Genomic DNA, 21,235 nt, shown 5'->3' with positions numbered 1-21,235 from the left:
CCAGGAACTCGTCCTACGATGAAAGGGATGGCGAAAAACACTTTTCATCGTAAAAAGACAAAATTAAATAACAAGTAAGGAAGTACGTATGAATAATAACTCATCTAAATCAACTTCAACTTCATCTAATAATAGTAATTCTCGTAATAACAACCGTGGCGGAGGCCGTCCGGGCCAACAAGGCGGACGTCCAGGCCAACAAGGCGGACGTAACAACCAACGTCGTCGTCCAGGTATTCACGGCGGTCAACGTCGTAAAAACCGTCCAACACCTCCACCACCAGTGAAAAAAGAATTACCAGAAAAAATTACTTTCTACGAAACACTTACAGTGGGCGAGCTAGCTAAAAAATTAGGTCGTGAACCATCTGAAATCATTAAAAAATTATTCATGCTAGGCGTTATGGCAACAATCAATAACGTTTTAGATAAAGATGCAATTGAATTAATTTGTACAGATTACGGTGTAGAAGTAGAAGAAGAAATTCGTATTGACCGTACAGACTTAAGTACTTACTTTGAAGATGAAGAAGAGCACCCAGAAAACATTGAAGAACGCCCACCGGTTGTTACAATTATGGGTCACGTCGATCACGGTAAAACAACTTTACTTGACTCTATCCGTAACACAAAAGTAACGGCTGGAGAAGCAGGCGGTATTACACAACATATCGGTGCTTACCAAGTAAAAGTAAACGACAAAAAAATTACATTCCTTGATACACCAGGACATGCAGCGTTCACAACAATGCGTGCACGTGGTGCGAAAATCACTGATTTAACAATTTTAGTCGTTGCAGCTGATGATGGTGTTATGCCACAAACAGTTGAAGCAATTAACCATGCGAAAGCTGCAGATGTTCCAATTATCGTTGCAGTAAACAAAATGGATAAACCGTCAGCAAACCCAGACCGCGTGATGCAAGAATTAACAGAACACGGTTTAGTTCCTGAAGCTTGGGGCGGCGATACAATCTTCGTTTCAATTTCAGCACTTAAGGGTGACGGGATCGACCAACTGTTAGAAATGATTCTTTTAGTTTCTGAAGTTGGTGAATTAAAAGCAAATCCAAAACGTTTAGCTATGGGTACAGTAATCGAAGCACAACTTGATAAAGGTCGTGGTTCTGTTGCAACACTATTAGTTCAAAACGGTACATTAAATGTCGGCGACCCAATCGTTGTCGGTAATACATTCGGTCGTGTTCGTGCGATGGTGAATGATCTTGGTCGTCGTGTTAAAGTAGCAGGTCCTTCAACGCCAGTCGAAATTACTGGTTTAAATGAAGTACCACAAGCTGGTGACTTATTCGTCGTATTCGATGATGAGAAACGTGCGCGTCAAGTTGGGGAAGCTCGTCAAACATTAGCTATCCAAGAACACCGTAATGAAGGTACTCGCGTTACACTTGATAACTTATTCGAACAAATGAAACAAGGCGAGATGAAAGAGTTAAACTTAATCGTTAAAGCCGATGTTCAAGGTACAGTTGAAGCAATGGCTGCATCACTTATGAAAATTGAAGTAGAAGGCGTAAACGTGAAAATTATTCACACGGGCGCTGGTGCAATCACTGAATCAGATATCGCGTTAGCAGCTGCATCAAATGCTATCGTAATCGGTTTCAACGTACGTCCTGATAGCAACGCAAAACGTGCTGCTGAAGAAGAAGGCGTAGATATTCGTTTACACCGTATTATTTACAAAGTAATCGAAGAAATCGAACAAGCGATGAAAGGTATGCTTGATCCTGAATTCGAAGAAAAAGTAATCGGTAGTGCCGAAGTACGTGAAACATTCAAAGTTTCTAAAGTTGGAACAATCGCAGGTGGTTACGTAACAGAAGGGAAACTTGTTCGTGACGCAGGCGTTCGTTTAATCCGTGATTCAATCGTTATTTTCGAAGGTGAATTATCTTCATTAAAACGTTTCAAAGATGACGCAAAAGAAGTAGCGAAAGGTTATGAATGTGGTTTCACAATCGAAAACTTCAATGACATTCAAGTTGGTGATGAAATCGAAGCATTCGTAATGGAAGAAATCAAACGCTAATGATTGCTTATGCCGAATGTGAATTTTTTATTCCTGAGGTACATTCATTAAAAGAAAAGCGTGCTGTTTTACAACGCATGACGATGCGTGCGAAACAGCGCTACAATGTTTCGATTGCTGAAATCGAACATCAAGATTTATGGCAAAGAACGACGCTAGCACTCGTTGTAGTTGCTTCTTCTACGAAGGCAGCAAAAAAAGAGTTGGACCGAGCTATCGAATTTTTACAAACGAATCCGGAGTGGGAATGCACGAAGGAATTCATAGATTATTTATAAAATGAAGAGGTGAAAGCTGATATGTCACAAGTACGCGCAAACCGCGTTGCTGAGCAAATGAAAAAAGAGCTTGGCGACATTATCGGACGTAAACTTAAAGATCCTCGTGTAGGTTTCATTACTGTAACAGACGTTGATGTAACAGGTGATTTACAAATCGCAACAGTTTACATTACGAGTCTTGGTACAGAGTATGAAAAGAAAGAAACATTAAAAGGACTTGAAAAAGCAAAAGGCTTTATTCGTTCTGAAATTGCGAAACGTATTCGTTTACGCATTACACCAGAGCTTCTGTTCCAATTTGATGCTTCAGCAGAATACGGTAATAAGATTGATCAATTATTACGTAATTTACATGAGTCTGAAAAAGATTACTAAGGATAAAATGAAAGGATTGTCTAATATGATATTAGGCAATCCTTTTTCCTTTACCTTTTTGTTGAAAACCCTTCTATAAAAAGATATTCTTAATAAGAATAGTAGATAAAAGGAGAACTTTTTATGATGCATGGAATTTTACCATTGTGGAAAGAACGCGGTATGACTTCACATGACTGTGTTTTCAAAGTCCGCAATATTTTAAAAATGAAAAAAGTAGGGCATACAGGAACGTTAGATCCAAGTGTGAATGGTGTACTACCAATTTGTTTAGGAAATGCGACACGTATTGCTGAGTACATTACCGATTCAGGAAAAACGTATGAAGCGGTTATTTCAGTCGGCCGTTCTACGACGACAGAAGATGCAGAAGGCGAAACGGTTTTAGAAGATACGACATTTAAGTCATTTACGAAAAAACAGCTACTCGCTATTTTTGAGCAATTGACGGGACGTATTACACAAACGCCTCCTATGTATTCCGCTGTTAAAGTAAATGGTCGTCGTTTATATGAGTATGCACGTGCTGGGAAAACCGTAGAACGTCCGAGCCGCGAAGTGATGATTTATGCAATTGATTTAATAGAAGAACAAGACGTATTTGAAGGTGAAACGGTGGCGTTTAAAGTCCGCATTCGTTGTGGTAAGGGGACGTATATTCGTACGCTCGCTGTTCAAATTGGAGATATTTTAGGCTATCCTGCACATATGGAACAGTTAACGCGTACCGTTTCAGGCACGTATACGAAAGATAATTGTGTCACGCTCGAACAGTTGAAAGCGTATATGGAGGATGGGACGATCGATGAGATTATTCGCCCAATCGAATCGGCTCTAAATGAATATCCATGCGAGGAAGTGCCACCGGAACATGCAGTTCACTTCCAAAATGGTCTCGTATTCCCTGTACATCCGCTTCTTGTAGAAGCAGATAAAATGGTGTTTACGAATGGTGGAAAAGCTGTCGCTGTTTATGTGAAGCATCCGACAAAAGAAGGTTTAATGAAACCAGAAAAAATATTCCCAAAAGTAGTTGAAAGATAACATAAAGAATTAGGGAGGCAATGAGATGGAAGTTATACAATTGATGTACCCACACCAAATTCATCCTGAAGAAGTGGATGGACCTTATTCACTTGCGCTTGGTTTTTTTGACGGGGTACATAGAGGACACCAAAAAGTAATTCAAGCAGCAAAAGAGGTAGCAGACCGAACGAATACGAAATTGGCTGTCATGACATTCGATCCACATCCATCTCTCGTACTCGGTGGACGTAAAGATCCGATCTTTTACATTACACCGCTTCAACAAAAAGTAGAAATTTTAGAACAGTTAGGAGTGGACACTTTATTTGTCGTTCGTTTTACATCTGATTTTGCGAAGCTTAGTCCAGAAAAATTTTATGAATTGTTCATAAAAAATTTGAACGTCAAGCATGTGACAGCTGGATTCGACTATACATTTGGTAGTCGAGGCTCTGGTACGATGGACGTTATGCAAGTGTTATGTGGTTCATCGGTTTCTGTACAAGTCGTAGAAAAATTAGAAGATGGAGATGATAAAGTGAGTTCAACACGTATTCGAGGTCTTTTAAAAGAAGGCGATATGGAAGAAGTTCAATCACTATTAGGACGCCCTTATCAAACGCCAGGCGTTGTCGTTCATGGTGATAAACGTGGACGTCAAATTGGGTTCCCAACAGCGAATATTCAAGTGCCAGAAGGAACATTTATCCCGGCAAATGGTGTGTACGTTGTAAAAATTCGTGTCCAAGATGAATGGTATGAAGGTATGTGTAATATTGGCTACAAACCGACATTTAAAAATCCAGATGAAAAACAATTGACGATTGAAGTAAATATTTTTGAATTTGAAAATAATATTTACGGAGAAGAAGTTGTCGTAGACTGGTATAAACGTATTCGTGATGAGAAGAAATTTGACGGTGTTGACGGTTTGATTGCACAATTGACAGCGGACCAACAGCAATGTAAAGCCTTTTTCTTAAAGTAATTAGTTGATTCAAACTATAGAATATGATAAGATTTTAAAAGTGATTTAAATCACATAAGAACCGTAACTTGGTCAATCGATTCTCCAACGATGAACTCAGTAAACGGGGATACTTATAATTCTCAGGAGGTGTAGAGCAATGGCTCTAACAAAAGAACGTAAAAACGAAATTATCGCGGAATTCCGCACACACGAAAGTGATACTGGATCTCCAGAAGTACAAATCGCTGTATTAACTGCAGAAATTAACTTATTAAACGATCACTTACGTACACACAAAAAAGACCACCACTCTCGTCGTGGCTTATTCAAAATGGTAGGTCGTCGTCGTAACTTATTAAAATATCTTCGCGAAAACGACGTAACTCGTTACCGCGAAACTATTCAAAAATTAGGTTTACGTCGCTAGAATTTAATTCAGCAATAAAAAGCGGGCTTGCCCCGCTTTTTTTATGTCTTAAAATAGATAAGAATTCATAAAATCCTTCGTTTCGAGTATTAAAAACGATGTGGCTTTGATAAAATAATGTATTACGAAAACATAAATTCATAACAATTGAATGGCAGAAGGGAGTTCATTTTACGATGAGCGAAAAAAAGGTGTATACCTATGAATGGGCTGGTCGCCCGCTTCAAATTGAAGTTGGCCAATTAGCCAAACAAGCAAACGGTGCTGTCATGGTACGTTACGGAGAAACAGCTGTTCTAAGCAATGCGACAGCGTCTAAAAAGGCGAAACAAACTGATTTCTTCCCATTAACGGTGAACTATGAAGAGAAAATGTATGCTGCAGGAAAAATTCCAGGTGGCTTTATTAAACGTGAAGGACGCTCGTCAGAAAAAGCAATTTTAACTTCTCGTTTAATCGATCGTCCAATCCGTCCTTTATTCCCTGATGGCTTCCGAAACGAAGTACAAGTCATTTCAATGGTCATGTCAGCAGATCCAGATTGTTCATCTGAAATGGCAGCGATGCTCGGTTCTTCTTTAGCATTAATGGTATCAGACATTCCATTCGGTGGTCCGATTGCAGGTGTTCAAGTCGGAATGATCAATGGTGAATTTGTCGTGAATCCAACAGTTGAACAAGAAAAATATTCGACGATTCAATTAACGGTCGCAGGAACGAAAGATGCGATTAACATGGTGGAAGCTGGCGCGCTTGAAGTACCAGAAGAAACGATGCTTGAAGCGATTTTATTCGGACATGAAGAAATAAAAAAAGTGATTGCCTTCCAAGAAATGATCGCGGCGGAATGTGGAAAAGAAAAAATGGACGTTACATTACATGAGTTAGATGAGACGGTCGCATGCGAAATTACACAGCAATACGAAGCACAAATGGTAGCCGCTATTCAAACGTATGAGAAACATGCACGTGATGAAGCGATTGAAGCGGTAAAAGCAGAAGTGCTAGCTGTATACGAAGAAAAAATTGGTGATGCGGAAGATGCAGAAGAACAATTGAAACAAGTACACGGCATATTAGATCATATGGTGAAAACAGAAGTGCGTCGTTTAATTACAGACGAGAAAATCCGCCCAGACGGACGTCAATTAGACGAAATTCGTCCTCTTTCATCAGAAGTCGGTTTATTACCTCGTGCACACGGTTCAGGTTTATTCACACGTGGTCAAACGCAAGTCCTTTCAGTTTGTACACTCGGTTCATTGTCAGAAGTACAAATTATTGACGGTTTAGGCGTAGAGGAAAGTAAACGCTTCATGCACCATTATAACTTTCCACAATTCTCAGTCGGAGATGTCGGTCCATTAAGAGGTCCAGGTCGTCGTGAAATCGGTCACGGAGCATTAGGTGAACGCGCTTTATTAGCTGTTCTTCCAGATAAAGAAGATTTCCCTTACACAATTCGTTGTGTGTCTGAAGTGCTTGAGTCAAATGGTTCGACTTCTCAAGCGTCTATTTGCGGTTCTTGTCTTGCCATGATGGATGCGGGTGTACCATTGAAAGCACCAGTTGCAGGTATTGCGATGGGTCTTGTGAAAAAAGGTGATAACTATTCGGTTTTAACAGACATTCAAGGAATGGAAGATCACCTTGGTGATATGGACTTCAAAGTGGCAGGTACAGCAAAAGGTGTTACGGCACTTCAAATGGATATTAAAATCGACGGTATTAATCGTGCAATTTTAGAAGAAGCATTAGCACAAGCGAAACGTGGACGTATGATTATTTTAGAATCAATGTTAAACACGTTAAGCGCGCCACGTGAGCAAGTCGGAACGTATGCACCGAAAATCGAGAAAATGCAAATTAAACCTGAAAAAGTTCGTGATGTAATCGGACCGGGCGGTAAACAAATTAATAAAATTATCGATGCGACAGGCGTAAAAATTGATACGCATCAAGATGGAACGATTTTTATTTCATCTATTGAACAACCGATGATTGAAGAAGCTCGTAAAATGATTGAAGCCATCGTACGTGAAGCGCAAGTTGGCGAATACTTTATCGGTAAAGTTAAACGTATTGAAAAATTCGGTGCCTTTTTAGAAGTTTTCCCAGGAAAAGATGGATTACTTCATATTTCAGAAATCCAAGAAGAACGCACAGACAACGTAGAAGATGTGTTGAAAGTTGGAGATGAATTAAAAGTGAAATGTATCGAAGTAGATGCGAAACATCGTGTGAACTTATCACGTCGTGTCGTACTCGTTGAAGAAAGAGAAGCAGCCCAACAAGTAGCAAAATAATCGTATGGCTAGTTGTTTAAAAACTTTCAAAGAGCGAAAAAAGTTCTTTGGAAGTTTTTTTACGCTCGCGTATGCTATAGTGGTCGAAGAAGTGAAAAGGAGATCGAAAAAATGAAAAAAAGAGTATGCCCGAACGGTTTGCGAATCGTTTATGGACCAATGCCCCATATGCGCTCTATTGCTGTCGGTATTTTTGTAAATGTCGGCTCACGTTATGAAAAGCCAGAAGAAAATGGCTTAACGCATTTTATTGAGCATATGTTGTTCAAAGGAACAGCAACACGTACATCTAAACAAATCGCAGAAGAGTTTGACCGCTTAGGTGCACAAACGAATGCTTTTACATCTAAAGATCAAACGTGCTACTATGCGGTAAGTTTAGATTATGAAGCGAAAAAAACGGTCGATTTATTAAGCGATTTGTTTTTCCATTCAGCTTTCCGTGCAGAAGATATTGAAAAAGAACGTCAAGTCATCTTAGAAGAAATCGCAATGAGCGAAGACGATCCAGAAGATAATGTCGACGAACGTTTATGGCAAACGATGTTTGAAGGCTCTCGTATGGCAGCACCTATTTTAGGGACGGAACAAACGCTTCAAACGTTTACGAAAGAAAAAATCGAAGCGTTTATCGCTAAAAACTATACACCGGACGAAGTCGTGATTTCATTAGCTGGGAATATTGATGAAGCATTCGTCGACTACGTAGAGAAAGCATTCAATCAATTTACGAATGAAGGTCGTCCTCGTGTGCAACATGAAAAACCAGCATTCCATGCGAATGCGGTAAGTCGCCAAATGCCAATTGAACAAGCGCATTTGGCAATCGGTTTTGAAGGCTTTGCTATTAAGGATCCAGATATGTTGAGTTTAATCGTTTTAAATAACATCGTCGGAGATTCTATGTCTTCTCGTTTATTCCAAAAAGTACGTGAAGAAAACGCCTTAGCGTATAGCGTATATTCGTATTATTCATCGTATGAAGATGTAGGCGCATGGATGATTTATGGTGGCACTTCTATGAAGCAACTTCCGAAAATGGAACAAACGATTTTAGACGTTGTCAAAGAAGTGATTGAACACGGTGTGACCGCAGAAGAAATTCAACGTGCAAAAGTACAGTTAGAGAGCGGACTAATTTTAGGATTAGAAACGAGCTTTGATTATATGAATCGTAATGCACGAAATGAATTTACGTACGGAGAGCATCGTAGCATTGAACGTTCTTTAGAAGAATTACACGCCGTGACAGAACAAAGTGTTGCGCGCGTCATTGAACGTGTCCTTTCAAAACCACATGCTAAATCAGTCATCGTGAGTGGAAAATAAAAAATGCAAAGAGTTTGCTTTTTTAAGCAAGCTCTTTTTTATTCGAAAATCCGACTAGAACGAGAGGGAATCCGCTCTTAAAATGACGTAATATACAAAATAGTCGAATTATTATACACAATTATGTGTTAGTATGTTACAATTACGCAAATTATAGTTTTAAATATAGGGAGAGATGAATGATGACGAAACAATTAACAGTAGCAGTAGTCGGTGCTACAGGTGCCGTAGGAACGAAGATGATGGAGCAACTTTCTAAGCGAAAGTTTCCAGTTGGAAAGTTAAAGTTGCTTGCATCTAAGCGTTCTGCTGGCAAGGAGTTATCATTCAATGGGGTTACCTATGTCATTGAAGAAGCAACACCTGAAGCGTTCGAAGAAGTAGATGTTGCTTTATTTTCAGCAGGAGGTTCCGTTTCGCTTGCACTTGCAAAAGAAGCAGCAAAGCGTGGAGCTGTCGTAATTGATAACACATCAGCATACCGCATGGATCCAGAAGTACCACTTGTCGTACCAGAAGTGAATCGTGCAGACATTCAAACACATAAAGGGATTATTGCGAATCCGAATTGTTCAACGATTCAAATGATGGTCGCACTCGAACCGATTCGCCGTGCGTATGGATTAGAAAATGTCATCGTGTCGACGTATCAAGCCGTATCAGGCTCTGGTGTAAATGCTGTAGAAGAACTGCATCAACAAAGCATACAATGGGAAAAAGGGAAAGAAGTAGAGGCGAATATTTTACCGGTTAAAGGAGATAAACGCCATTTCCCGATTGCTCGTAACGTTTTACCGCAAATTGATGTGTTTACAGACAATGGATTCACATATGAAGAAATGAAAATGATTAATGAAACGAAAAAGATTATGCATGCGCCTGATTTATCAGTCGCAGCTACTTGTGTACGTGTTCCGGTCGTATCAGGGCATTCAGAATCTGTCTTTATCGAAGTTGCACAATCAGGTCTTACTGTCGCAGACATTCAAGAAGTGTTAAAAAATGCGCCAGGCGTCATCTTGCAAGATGATCCAACGAATCAAGAATATCCAACACCATTAGAAGCGGAAGGCAAAGGTGAAACATTTGTCGGTCGTATCCGAAAAGATTTGAACAATGATCGAGGGTTCCATTTATGGGTCGTATCAGATAATTTATTAAAAGGTGCCGCATTGAATTCTGTACAAATTGCAGAAGCGATGCTCGAAGATGGCTTACTATAAAAATTAGGGAGATGGACAGGATGGATTTAGGTAATATTGGAACAGCAATGGTCACACCGTTTACGAAAGATGGGGCAATGGTAGATTATAAACATTTAGCAGGGATGATTGAACATTTAATTGCGACTGGAACAGATACGATTGTCGTGTTAGGTACGACAGGGGAAGTACCAACGTTATCAACAGAAGAAAAACTAGATGTTTTAAAATATACAGTAGATCGCGTCAATGGTCGTGTACCGGTTATTGCCGGCGTAGGGGATAACGAAACGTACTACTCGAAAATTATGGCACAAAAAGCAGAAGTTGCAGGTGTAGACGGCGTCATGCTCGTAGCACCGTATTACAATAAACCGAATCAACGTGGTATTTATGCACACTTTGAAGATATTGCGCAGTCTGTTACTGTACCGGTTATGCTGTACAATATTCCGGGTCGTACAGGCATTAATATCGAACCTCAAACTGTTGCGAAATTAGCGCAAATTCCAAATATCCAAATCGTAAAAGAAGCGAGTGGTAACTTAGATCAAATGACAGAAATTCTTGCTTCAACATCGGATGACTTTAAAGTGTATAGCGGAGATGATGGCATTACGTTACCACTTTTAGCAGTCGGCGGACACGGTGTTATTTCTGTGGCGGCACATGTTGTCGGGGACGATATGCAAAAAATGATTACATTATTTAAAGAAGGGCGTCATACGGAAGCGGCAAAAATTCATCAAGCACTACTGCCGCTTATTCGCGCGTTGTTCGCTCAACCGAGTCCAGCACCAGTAAAATATGCTCTTTCAAAATTAGGTTTATGTAATGAAAATGTTCGTTTGCCAATCGTATCGTTAACAGACGAAGAGAAACAACAATTTGATGTAGTATGGGATGCGTACTTTGAACAACAAAAAACATTTGCTACCGTAGAATAAATTTATTTTACAAAAAGAATCGCTGTAGGCGGTTCTTTTTTTCATACGTAAGAGATCGTCGGTTTTATAAACAATTACATTTTTTCAGGAATCAGAATGCTTCGCATAAATACGCTTTTTTTAATTGTGTAATATTGGTTAAACACTTATAATGAGGGTAAGTGGTTGCTGTACGGGATATATATTTAGGAGGAAAAGAAGTGGCAAAAGTTAAAAATGAAACGATTCGCGTTATCCCACTAGGTGGCGTGAGTGAAATCGGTAAAGCGATGTACGTTGTCGAAATTGATGACGATATTTTCGTAGTAGATAGTGGATTAATGTTTCCAGAGGACGAAATGCTAGGTGTCGATTATGTTATTCCAGATATGGCCTATTTAATCGAAAACAAAGATCGTGTGAAAGGGATTTTCTTAACGCACGGTCACGAAGATGCAATCGGTTCAGTTGCATACTTATTAAATAAAGTAAATGCACCTGTCTACGGTTCTCGTTTAACAATTGCACTAGCGAAAGAGCATTTAAAAGAAACACCTGCTCCGCACCAAGTGAAATTCTTTGAAGTAACGAACAAAAGTCGTATGAACTTCAAAACAACATACGTAACATTCTTCCACACAACACATAGTATTCCAGATTCACTAGGAATCGTGTTCCATACGTCGGAAGGTGCGATTGTTCACACAGGTGAATTCAAATTTGATCAATCTGCACAAGGTAAATACCGTCCGGACATTTCAAAAATGGCTGCACTCGGTGAAGAAGGCGTATTCATCTTAATGTCAGATTCAACAGGATCTGAAACAGAAGGCTATACAATTTCTGAAAACGTCGTAAAAGCACGTCTAGAAAAAACGTTCCACCGTGCTGAAGGTCGTATTTTAGTTGCGTTATATGCATCTAACTTCGCACGTATTCAACAAGTATTCGATCAAGCAATCGCATCAGGCCGTAAAATTGCCATTGTTGGTCGTAGCTTGGAAACTATTTTTGAAGTAGGTATGCGTTTAGGGTACTTAGAAATTGATCCAGAACAAGTCATCCCAGTGAATAAAATGGCAGATTATGATGATAACGAAATCGTCGCAATTATTACAGGTAATCAAGGTGAACCACTTGAAGGATTAGAAAAAATTATCCGTAAACACCACCGCGATTTACGTATTAAAGACAACGATACAGTATTAATTACATTCACGCCTTCACCAGGAATGGAAGTGCAAATGGCAGATACGATGAACGAATTAGCGAAACTAGGTGCAACAGTATTTTCAGCTGATAAGAAAGTTCACGTTTCAGGTCACGGCGCACAAGAAGATTTAAAATTAATGTTGAACTTAATGCAACCTAAATTCTTTATCCCAATTCAAGGGGAATACCGTATGTTAATTACGCACTCTAAATTAGCGCAAGATATCGGTATGCAAAAATCTCAAATCTTTATCGCGGATAAAGGGGATATTGTGGAATATAAAAATGGTAAAATGCGTATGGCTGGTCGTGTAACGGCTGGGAACGTTTTAATTGATGGTATCGGTGTCGGTGACGTAGGGAATATCGTATTACGTGACCGTAAATTATTATCACAAGATGGTATTTTCATCGTAGTCGTAACGATTAACCGCAAATCGAAAAAAATCGCATCAGGTCCTGAAATTTTATCACGTGGTTTCGTATACGTACGTGAATCAGAAGATTTAATGGATGAATCTGCGAAACTTGTTCGTGGCGTCGTTGAAAAATACGTATCAAAAGGTTCTTACGAATGGACGAGCATCAAGCAAGAAATTCGTGATACATTGAACGGTTATTTATATCAACAAACAAAACGTCGTCCAATGATTATCCCAATCATTATGGAATACTAATCAATTAGAAGAAGGATTTCCTAGTTTTACTAGGAAATCCTTTTTTTCGTTTTTCTGACAAGTTATAATATAGAGAAGAAAGTAGGTGAAGGGATGGCGTCTCAAAAGACAAGCAATCAAACGACGCGTACGCGTAAAAAAACATCTACGAAGAAAAAGGCGCCTGCCACACAACCAAAAGGGAGAAAGAAAGCAACTGATACGAAAGGGACGAAGGGACCTTCAATTGCATTTGAAATTGCAGGGCTCATTTTAATTGCCCTTTCCTTTTTAACGATGTTCCGCTTTGGTATGATTGGTGCATTTTTACAAGGTGTTAGTAAATTACTCATCGGAAATTGGTTTATGTTGCTTCCGATTTTTACGATAGGATTTGCGATTTATATGATGACATATCGCGGAATTCCCGCATTAAAAAATCGATACGTATGGGGAATTCTTCTTCTTAGTATAAGTATGACGCTTTTTAGTCACATTGCGATGTTTACGGATTATTTTAATAATAAACCAATTCCACCGAATACGAATTTGTGGAAAGAAAGCTGGGGCTTAATCGTGACCGAGAAAGCTTATAGCGAACCAGATGGCTTTTTAGGTGGCGGTTTACTCGGTACGATTGGTTATAGTTTATTTTATAGTCTAGCAGATACGACAGGTTCTAAAATGATTGGTATTTTACTCGTGCTAATCGGTTTTATTTTATTGACGGGGAAAACATTGTTCCCATTTATAAAAGAAAATTGGCCAAAATGGAAAGAACAACTCCTAGTGCAAAAAGAAGAGATGATGATAGCGCGCACGGAAAGAAAAGAAGCGAGTGAAAAACAACGTGCAGTGCGCCAGGAGAGACGTGTAGAAACGTCTTCATCAATAGAAGAAGACGTTGTGGAAGAACGCGTAGAAGAACCACGGGAGAAACCACAGCTGAACATTTCAGCCTACACACAAAATTTATCTCAAGAAGAAAAAGTAGCAGCTGTAGAAACACCTAAAGTCGAGCAACAGGCGGAAGCGGAAGACGTGCCATCATTCGACGTCGTGTCCGCAGATGAAGCGAATGCAGAAAACATAGCTTATTCGATTCCTTCGATGGACTTATTAGAATTGCCGCCTGTTAAAGATCAAAAAGATGAATTTAAAGTAATCGAAAAAAATGCGAGAACGATTGAACAAACATTAGAAGCATTCGGTGTGAAAGCGAATGTGTCTGAAGTGCATTTAGGACCTGCTGTGACGGAATACGAAGTGTTACCTGAACGCGGTGTCAAAGTGAGTAAGATCGTTAATTTACAAGATGATATGGCACTCGCTTTAGCGGCGAAAGATATTCGGATTGAAGCGCCAATTCCAGGGAAGTCGGCTGTCGGTATTGAAGTGCCGAACAAAGAAATCTCAATGGTTAGCTTACGTTCCGTATTAGAAGCGTCCCCAAGTAATAAGCCGGATGAGAAATTAGTCGTCGGTTTAGGGCGAGATATTTCAGGGGATGCAAAATTAACGAAATTAAATAAAATGCCTCATTTGCTCGTGGCAGGTTCTACGGGCAGTGGGAAATCTGTTTGTATTAACGGAATTATTATTAGCATTTTAATGCGAGCGAAACCGAATGAAGTGAAAATGATGATGATTGACCCGAAAATGGTCGAACTGAACATTTATAATGGCATTCCCCATTTATTAGCACCGGTTGTGACAGATGCACGAAAAGCGTCTCAAGCGCTGAAAAAGGTTGTAGCGGAAATGGAAAGACGATATGATTTATTTTCACATACAGGAACGCGAAACATTGAAGGGTACAATAAACATGTGGATCGTTTTAATGAAGAAAATGTAGAAAAACATCCTCGTTTACCCTTTATCGTTGTCATCGTCGATGAATTGGCCGATTTAATGCTCGTTGCTGCAGGAGATGTCGAAGATTCGATTATGCGTCTAGCACAAATGGCTCGTGCAGCAGGAATTCATTTGATTATCGCAACACAAAGACCATCTGTTGATGTACTAACCGGGGTTATTAAAGCGAATATTCCGTCAAGGATTGCTTTCGCCGTATCTTCTCAAATTGACTCCCGAACTATTTTAGATATGGGTGGGGCAGAACGGTTACTCGGTCGCGGTGATATGCTCTTTTTACCTGCAGGTGAATCAAAACCTGTACGGGTTCAAGGTGCATTCGTATCAGATGAAGAGGTCGAGGCAGTCGTAAGTTATGTCATAGGACAACAAACGGCCCAGTACCAAGAAGATATGATTCCGACAGACGAAGAGGTAGCAGCTTTAGTAGATGATGATACGGACGAATTGTACGAAGAAGCAGTAAAACTTGTTATAGAACAGGACACTGCATCTGTATCATTTTTACAAAGAAAGCTAAAAGTAGGATATGCACGTGCGGCACGAATTATGGACCAAATGGAGGAACATGGTGTCGTTGGCCCAGCAGAAAAGAGTAAACCACGTCAAATTTTAATCGGAAAGTAATATAATAGAGCAAGTCATCACTTTTTTTAGTCGGCTTGCTCTTTTTTTATAAAATTTTTCTAAATTGTCATAGATTTTTAAAAAATCATCTGTTTTAACACAGTTTTTCAAGAAATCTATTTATTTATACAATTAAAAATGTTATAGTATTGTCTGATTAGCAAGAATGTTCTACGTCTGATGTCTGATGACTTATCGGTGGTGATTTGAATGACGATTAAATCAGATCATCGTCATTTGTATCTCCAAGTGATCGATCATTTGAAGACGGATATTGCGAATGGGGTATTCAAAGAAAACGAAAAGCTCCCTTCGGAATTTGAACTTTCAAAGTCACTTGGTGTCAGTCGTGCAACGCTTCGTGAAGCGTTACGACTGTTGGAAGAAGAAAATATCATTGTTCGCAGGCACGGCGTTGGTACTTTTGTCAATCCGAAGCCAGTGTTTACATCTGGCATTGAGCAACTTTCGAGTATTTCTTCTATGATTGAAGAAGCTGGAATGATGCCCGGGACGACGTATATTAGTTCAACAGCCGCTCCTTCGAATGAAGAAGATGTAAAACGCTTTCAATGCGATGATGGTGCATCTATAGTGACAATAAAACGTGTTCGCAATGCGGACGGTGAACCAGTTGTCTACTGTGTAGACCAAGTTCCGGAAACGTATCTTCCGGGGGACTTTTTAACGCAAGAAAATACATCTATTTTCCAAGCGTTAGAACGTTCCGGTGATATTCATGTATCTTATGCGATCACCTATATTGATCCTATCGGATACCATAGTGAAGTATCACCTATTTTAAATTGTAAAGCAGATCAAGCTTTACTCGTACTAAAACAAGTTCATTATGATGATAACGATCGAGTGGTCTTGTATTCTCGAAACTATTTCAGAGCTGATAAATTTAGCTTCCACGTAGTGAGAAAACGTGTATAACCATCAGAAGTAGACATCTTGCTGTCGTAGCAATACAAAAAAATATAAACTTCATTTTTTGGGAGGACTCCAAATTGAAAAAGCGTAAAATCGGTTTAGCATTCACAGCATTATTAGCAACAGGTACATTATTAGCAGCATGTGGTTCAGATGATGCAAAAGATGACAAAAAAGGTTCTAGTAAAGACGCATTCTCAGTAGCAATGGTTACAGATACAGGCGGTATTGATGACCGTTCATTCAACCAATCTACTTGGGAAGGTATTCAAGCTTACGGTGAAGAAGAAGGTCTTAAAAAAGGTGACGGTGGTTACGACTACTTACAATCTGCTTCAGATTCAGACTTCACAACAAACATCAATAACTTAGTACGTCGTAATTTCGATTTAGTTTTCGCTGTTGGTTTCAAACTTGAAGACGCTGTAAAAGAAGTTGCTGAACAACAAAAAGATGCAAAACTTGCTATTATTGACTCAGTAGTTACTGAACACGATAACGTAACTTCAATTATGTTTAAAGCAAACGAAGCTTCTTATTTAGCTGGTGTTGCTGCAGCATTAGAATCTAAAACTGGTAAACTCGGTTTCTTAGGTGGTATGGAAGGCGACATCATCGGTGGATTTGAAGCTGGTTTCGTTGCTGGTGCTAAAGCGGCTAATCCAGATGTGAAAATTGATGTTCAATATGCCGGTTCATTCGGTGATGCTGCGAAAGGTCAAACAATCGCAAAACGTATGTATGACAGCGGCGCAGATATTGTATTCCATGCAGCTGGTGGTACAGGTCAAGGCTTATTCACTGAAGCAATCGCACAGAAAAAAGCAGGTAACGACGTATGGGCAATCGGTGTAGACCGTGACCAATATGACGAAGGTAAAGTAGATGATAAAACAAATATCGTTATGACTTCTGTTTTAAAACGTGTTGACGTTGCAGCTCAAGATATGATCAAGAAAACAAAAGATGGCAAATTCCCAGGTGGCGAAACAGTTACTTACGGTCTGAAAGATGACGGTGTAGGTCTTGCTGATTCTCACGGCGCTATTTCTGATAAAACACAAGCAGAAATCGATAAAGCTCAAAAAGACATTATCGATGGCAAAATTGAAGTTCCTGAAAAACCATCAAAATAATAAAGTAGTATTGCCGCGAATTGGTCGGTATTTCATGAGGGCAAAACCTTGCCCTCATGTTTCTTTTTTTAAATTTTTTCATGAAAGCATTCAACGTTTGAATGTTTTCATGTGTTAATTTAATTAACCTCTTATTACAACCATTACAAACTATTATTGATAGAGTCTGAAGGAGTGAGCACATTGGAATATGTGATCGAGATGCTTGGAATCCGTAAAGAATTCGGTGATTTCGTGGCAAACGACAACATTACCCTTCAACTAGCTAAAGGTGAAATTCACGCATTATTAGGTGAAAATGGAGCAGGAAAATCAACACTGATGAACGTTCTTTTCGGTTTATACCAACCGGAAGCTGGGACGATTAAAGTTCGCGGTGAAGAAGTGAAAATTTCGGATCCAAATAAAGCGAATGATTTAGGCATCGGCATGGTTCACCAACACTTTATGTTAGTTGAAAACTTTACGGTAACGGAGAACATTATTTTAGGAAGTGAACCGACAAAATTTGGCACGATTAACATTAAAGAAGCGGCCAAAAAAGTTCAAAAACTTTCGGAGCAATACGGTTTAAATGTAGATGCTTATGCAAAAATTGAAGATATTTCAGTTGGGATGCAGCAACGTGTCGAAATTTTAAAAACGTTGTATCGTGGCGCAGACATTTTGATTTTTGATGAACCAACGGCTTCTCTAACACCTCAAGAAATTTCAGAGCTAATTCAAATTATGAAACGCTTAATTTCTGAAGGGAAATCCATTATTTTAATTACGCACAAATTAAAAGAAATTATGGACGTTTCAGACCGTGTAACAATTATTCGAAAAGGGCAAGGAATCGGTACAGTCACAACTGCTGAAACGAGCCCGGATCAACTTGCGGAAATGATGGTTGGCCGACAAGTTGTATTCAAAACGACAAAAACGGAAGCACATCCGAAAGAAGCGATTCTTGAAGTGCACCAATTAAACGTGAAAGACAATCGTGGTGTCGATCGCGTAAAAGATTTAAACTTGACCGTCCGAGCTGGAGAGATTGTGGGTATTGCCGGTATTGATGGTAATGGACAATCCGAATTAATCGAAGCAATCACCGGTCTTCGAAAGGCGACTTCTGGTAAGATCACCTTAAAAGGTCAAGAAATTACAAGTTTAAAACCGCGTAAAATTACAGAGTCAGGCGTGGGGCATATTCCACAAGACCGTCATAAACATGGTCTCGTGTTAGATTTCCCAATCGGACACAATATTGCGCTACAAACGTATTATCAAAACCCACTTTCAAAAGGCGGTATTATCGATTATAAAAAAATTGATAAATTAGCGGAAACAATTATTGAAGAATATGACGTTCGTACACCGAGCGCTCATACACCTGCACGTGCTTTATCAGGTGGGAACCAACAAAAAGCAATTATTGGGCGTGAAGTAAACCGCGACCCAGATTTATTAATTGCCGCCCTTCCAACACGAGGTTTAGACGTTGGGGCGATTGAATTTATTCATCGTCGTTTAATCGAACAACGTGATAAAGGGAAAGCGGTATTACTCGTTTCATTTGAATTGGACGAAGTAATGAACGTTTCAGATGAGATTGCGGTTATTCATGACGGTCACATTATTGATACTGTGAAGCCGAGCGAAACGTCAGAACAGCAACTAGGTTTATTAATGGCTGGTCATGCTGTAACGAAAACTGCAAATAAAGTAGGTGGAGAATAACTATGTCTAATCGTTTAATTAATATTCTCGTACCTGTCATTTCTGTTATTTTAGGTTTAATCGTCGGAGCAATCGTTATGCTCGTATCGGGTTTTAGCCCAGTCGATGGTTATGCAGCATTATGGAATGGTATTTTCGGGGATTCATACAATATCGGTGAAACGATTCGTACAATTACGCCGTACGTCTTCTCAGGTTTAGCGGTAGCATTCGCTTTCCGTACTGGGATGTTCAATATCGGGGTAGAAGGACAATTAATTATGGGATGGCTTGCAGCTGCTTATGTAGGGCAAGCATTCGAATTGCCAACAGGTATCCATGCAGTCGTTGCGATTTTAGCAGCAGCTGTTGCTGGGGGTCTATGGGCATTCATTCCAGGTATTTTAAAAGCAAAATTACAAGTACATGAAGTAATCGTTACCATCATGATGAACTATATCGCATTACATACAGCGAATGCGGCGATTTCAGCAATTAGTGGTGGGAAAGAGAAAACGGATAAAATTCATGATTCGGCTTCTCTGTCTTCAGAATGGTTAGCGTCATTAACACAATTCTCTCGTCTACACTGGGGTTTTGTAATCGCAATTTTAGCAGTTATTATTATGTGGTTTATTTTAGAGAAAACAGCATTGGGCTATGAGTTGAAATCAGTTGGTTTCAACAAAAATGCATCCGAGTACGCAGGGATGAACGTTAGCCGTAACATCGTATTAGCGATGGTTATTTCAGGTATGTTTGCAGGTGTTGGTGGTGCGATGGAAGCACTTGGTACGTTCGGCAACATGATGAAATTAAATGCTGCTACTGGTATTGGATTTGATGGTATTGCGGTTGCCTTATTAGGTGCCAACCAGCCATTCGGTGTATTACTCGGTGCGATTTTATTCGGTGCACTTAAAAACGGTGGATTGAATATGCCAAATGCCGCAGGAATACCGACCGAGATTGTATCAATCGTTATTGCCTTAATTATCTTCTTCGTTGCTTCAGGATATTTAATTCGTTTATTCCTTGAAAGAGCGAGCAAGAAAAAAGGCGTTCAGAAAGTAAAGGGGGATAAATAACATGAGCTTTATGGATGTGTTATATTTCATTATTCCTTCTGCCATTTTCTACGCAGCTCCATTAATTATGACGGCAATCGGTGGCGTGTTCACTGAACGCGCTGGTGTAGTAAATATCGGTCTTGAAGGTATTATGATTATTGGTGCCTTCATCAGTATTATTTTCAACTTAACGTTCGCAGATAGTATGAAAGGTTGGACACCATGGGTCGGCTTAGTTGTCGCAATGGTTGTCGGTGCCATCTTCTCACTATTATTAGCTGTTGCAGCGATTTCATTCCGTGCAGACCAAACCGTAACCGGTGTGGCATTGAATATGTTAGGACTTGCTTTAGCTGTATTCTCTGTGAAAATGATTTACGATAAAGGTCAAACAGATTCAATTTCAGAACGTTTCAATCGTTACGACGTTCCGGTACTAGGCGATATTCCAGTAATCGGGAAGTTGTTTTTCCATGATATGTATGTGACGTCTGTTGTCGCAATTGTCGTTGCATTCGTTGCATGGTTCGTTATTTATAAAACACCATTCGGTTTACGTTTACGTGCTGTTGGGGAACACCCAATTGCCGCAGATACGATGGGTGTAAACGTCACGAAAATGCGTTATATGGCCGTGATGATCTCAGGTGCCCTTGGTGGTATCGGGGGTGCGATCTACGCACAAGCGATTGCAGGAAACTTTTCTGCAACGACCATTTCTGGTCAAGGGTTCATGGCAATTGCCGCAATGATTTTCGGTAAATGGCATCCACTTGGCGCGCTTGGTGCAGCACTGTTCTTCGGTTTAGCACAATCATTAAGTATTGCGGGTGCATCTATTCCGTACGTGCAAGACGTACCAGAAGTCATCTTATTAATTTTACCTTACGTATTAACGATTTTAGCTTTAGCTGGTTTTATCGGAAAAGCAAGTGCTCCGAAGGCTTCAGGTAAACCGTACATTAAAGGAAAACGCTAATAAATGATAAATAAAAAGAGGCTGGGACATAAGTAAAAATTCCAGTCTTTAATAGAGAAGAGGATGTTGAATTTGACATCCTCTTCTTTATTTTTATGTGTAAATTAGGAATTACGATACTTCATTTGCGTATTTTCTTAAGTTTGTT

Annotated in this window: 17 protein-coding genes; all 17 read left to right on the top strand. The window is 39.6% G+C overall.

Annotated elements, in window-relative coordinates:
* The first annotated feature begins 88 nt into the window (after positions 1 to 88).
* The 17 genes from infB (at position 89) to KSHG_RS02535 (ending at position 21,087) form a co-directional block, all read left to right on the top strand.
* Positions 89 to 2,053, top strand: a complete 1,965-nt coding sequence (infB, locus tag KSHG_RS02615; RefSeq protein ID WP_010301398.1) for a translation initiation factor IF-2 — start codon at positions 89 to 91, stop codon at positions 2,051 to 2,053.
* Positions 2,053 to 2,331: a DUF503 domain-containing protein gene (locus tag KSHG_RS02610; protein ID WP_010301395.1), complete on the top strand. Its 279-nt coding sequence runs from the start codon at positions 2,053 to 2,055 to the stop codon at positions 2,329 to 2,331. The genes infB and KSHG_RS02610 overlap by 1 nt, the downstream gene beginning before the upstream one ends.
* Positions 2,332 to 2,352: 21 nt before the next feature.
* Positions 2,353 to 2,709 (top strand): 30S ribosome-binding factor RbfA, encoded by a 357-nt coding sequence (rbfA, locus tag KSHG_RS02605; RefSeq protein WP_010301391.1) that lies wholly within the window; start codon positions 2,353 to 2,355, stop codon positions 2,707 to 2,709.
* 126 nt (positions 2,710 to 2,835) lie between these two features.
* Positions 2,836 to 3,753, top strand: a complete 918-nt coding sequence (gene truB, locus KSHG_RS02600) for a tRNA pseudouridine(55) synthase TruB (RefSeq protein ID WP_026022488.1) — start codon at positions 2,836 to 2,838, stop codon at positions 3,751 to 3,753.
* Positions 3,754 to 3,778: 25 nt separating this feature from the next.
* On the top strand, positions 3,779 to 4,723 hold the full coding sequence (locus tag KSHG_RS02595) for a bifunctional riboflavin kinase/FAD synthetase (protein WP_010301385.1): 945 nt from the start codon (positions 3,779 to 3,781) through the stop codon (positions 4,721 to 4,723).
* Between the two features lie 139 nt (positions 4,724 to 4,862).
* Positions 4,863 to 5,132 (top strand): 30S ribosomal protein S15, encoded by a 270-nt coding sequence (rpsO, locus tag KSHG_RS02590; RefSeq protein WP_010286308.1) that lies wholly within the window; start codon positions 4,863 to 4,865, stop codon positions 5,130 to 5,132.
* Positions 5,133 to 5,308: 176 nt separating this feature from the next.
* Positions 5,309 to 7,438, top strand: a complete 2,130-nt coding sequence (gene pnp, locus KSHG_RS02585) for a polyribonucleotide nucleotidyltransferase (protein ID WP_010301382.1) — start codon at positions 5,309 to 5,311, stop codon at positions 7,436 to 7,438.
* 111 nt (positions 7,439 to 7,549) lie between these two features.
* Positions 7,550 to 8,767: a M16 family metallopeptidase gene (locus tag KSHG_RS02580; protein ID WP_010301379.1), complete on the top strand. Its 1,218-nt coding sequence runs from the start codon at positions 7,550 to 7,552 to the stop codon at positions 8,765 to 8,767.
* Positions 8,768 to 8,949: 182 nt separating this feature from the next.
* The gene (locus KSHG_RS02575; protein ID WP_010301377.1) at positions 8,950 to 9,990 is read left to right on the top strand and encodes an aspartate-semialdehyde dehydrogenase; all 1,041 of its coding nucleotides are present in this window, start codon (positions 8,950 to 8,952) and stop codon (positions 9,988 to 9,990) included.
* A gap of 20 nt (positions 9,991 to 10,010) precedes the next feature.
* Positions 10,011 to 10,916 carry a 4-hydroxy-tetrahydrodipicolinate synthase gene (dapA, locus tag KSHG_RS02570; protein WP_010301374.1) on the top strand — a complete coding sequence of 302 codons (906 nt, stop codon included), beginning with the start codon at positions 10,011 to 10,013 and terminating at the stop codon, positions 10,914 to 10,916.
* A 200-nt stretch (positions 10,917 to 11,116) separates the two neighbouring features.
* Entirely contained in the window at positions 11,117 to 12,784 is a 1,668-nt protein-coding gene (locus tag KSHG_RS02565) for a ribonuclease J (protein WP_010301372.1), read from the top strand.
* A gap of 93 nt (positions 12,785 to 12,877) precedes the next feature.
* Entirely contained in the window at positions 12,878 to 15,265 is a 2,388-nt protein-coding gene (locus KSHG_RS02560; RefSeq protein ID WP_010301369.1) for an FtsK/SpoIIIE family DNA translocase, read from the top strand.
* A 210-nt stretch (positions 15,266 to 15,475) separates the two neighbouring features.
* Positions 15,476 to 16,204 carry a GntR family transcriptional regulator gene (locus KSHG_RS02555; RefSeq protein ID WP_010301366.1) on the top strand — a complete coding sequence of 243 codons (729 nt, stop codon included), beginning with the start codon at positions 15,476 to 15,478 and terminating at the stop codon, positions 16,202 to 16,204.
* Positions 16,205 to 16,278: 74 nt separating this feature from the next.
* The gene (locus KSHG_RS02550; RefSeq protein WP_010301363.1) at positions 16,279 to 17,337 is read left to right on the top strand and encodes a BMP family lipoprotein; all 1,059 of its coding nucleotides are present in this window, start codon (positions 16,279 to 16,281) and stop codon (positions 17,335 to 17,337) included.
* 183 nt (positions 17,338 to 17,520) lie between these two features.
* Positions 17,521 to 19,059, top strand: coding sequence for an ABC transporter ATP-binding protein (locus tag KSHG_RS02545; protein ID WP_010301358.1), 1,539 nt, complete (start codon positions 17,521 to 17,523; stop codon positions 19,057 to 19,059).
* Between the two features lie 2 nt (positions 19,060 to 19,061).
* Entirely contained in the window at positions 19,062 to 20,126 is a 1,065-nt protein-coding gene (locus KSHG_RS02540) for an ABC transporter permease (RefSeq protein ID WP_010301355.1), read from the top strand.
* A gap of 1 nt (position 20,127) precedes the next feature.
* Positions 20,128 to 21,087, top strand: coding sequence for an ABC transporter permease (locus KSHG_RS02535; RefSeq protein ID WP_010301352.1), 960 nt, complete (start codon positions 20,128 to 20,130; stop codon positions 21,085 to 21,087).
* Positions 21,088 to 21,235 lie beyond the last annotated feature (148 nt).

The sequence above is a fragment of the Kurthia senegalensis genome, assembly GCF_000285595.1.
Lineage (GTDB): Bacteria > Bacillota > Bacilli > Bacillales_A > Planococcaceae > Kurthia > Kurthia senegalensis.
Note: the sequence above shows the minus strand (reverse complement) of the source record. Positions and strands in the feature narration are given on the sequence as shown.

Bases quoted from the DNA above. Each gene is read 5' to 3' on its own strand.
- infB (WP_010301398.1), top strand. From the start codon at position 89: ATGAATAATAACTCATCTAAATCAACTTCAACTTCATCTAATAATAGT.
- KSHG_RS02610 (WP_010301395.1), top strand. From the start codon at position 2,053: ATGATTGCTTATGCCGAATGTGAATTTTTTATTCCTGAGGTACATTCA.
- rbfA (WP_010301391.1), top strand. From the start codon at position 2,353: ATGTCACAAGTACGCGCAAACCGCGTTGCTGAGCAAATGAAAAAAGAG.
- truB (WP_026022488.1), top strand. From the start codon at position 2,836: ATGCATGGAATTTTACCATTGTGGAAAGAACGCGGTATGACTTCACAT.
- KSHG_RS02595 (WP_010301385.1), top strand. From the start codon at position 3,779: ATGGAAGTTATACAATTGATGTACCCACACCAAATTCATCCTGAAGAA.
- rpsO (WP_010286308.1), top strand. From the start codon at position 4,863: ATGGCTCTAACAAAAGAACGTAAAAACGAAATTATCGCGGAATTCCGC.
- pnp (WP_010301382.1), top strand. From the start codon at position 5,309: ATGAGCGAAAAAAAGGTGTATACCTATGAATGGGCTGGTCGCCCGCTT.
- KSHG_RS02580 (WP_010301379.1), top strand. From the start codon at position 7,550: ATGAAAAAAAGAGTATGCCCGAACGGTTTGCGAATCGTTTATGGACCA.
- KSHG_RS02575 (WP_010301377.1), top strand. From the start codon at position 8,950: ATGACGAAACAATTAACAGTAGCAGTAGTCGGTGCTACAGGTGCCGTA.
- dapA (WP_010301374.1), top strand. From the start codon at position 10,011: ATGGATTTAGGTAATATTGGAACAGCAATGGTCACACCGTTTACGAAA.
- KSHG_RS02560 (WP_010301369.1), top strand. From the start codon at position 12,878: ATGGCGTCTCAAAAGACAAGCAATCAAACGACGCGTACGCGTAAAAAA.
- KSHG_RS02555 (WP_010301366.1), top strand. From the start codon at position 15,476: ATGACGATTAAATCAGATCATCGTCATTTGTATCTCCAAGTGATCGAT.
- KSHG_RS02540 (WP_010301355.1), top strand. From the start codon at position 19,062: ATGTCTAATCGTTTAATTAATATTCTCGTACCTGTCATTTCTGTTATT.
- KSHG_RS02535 (WP_010301352.1), top strand. From the start codon at position 20,128: ATGAGCTTTATGGATGTGTTATATTTCATTATTCCTTCTGCCATTTTC.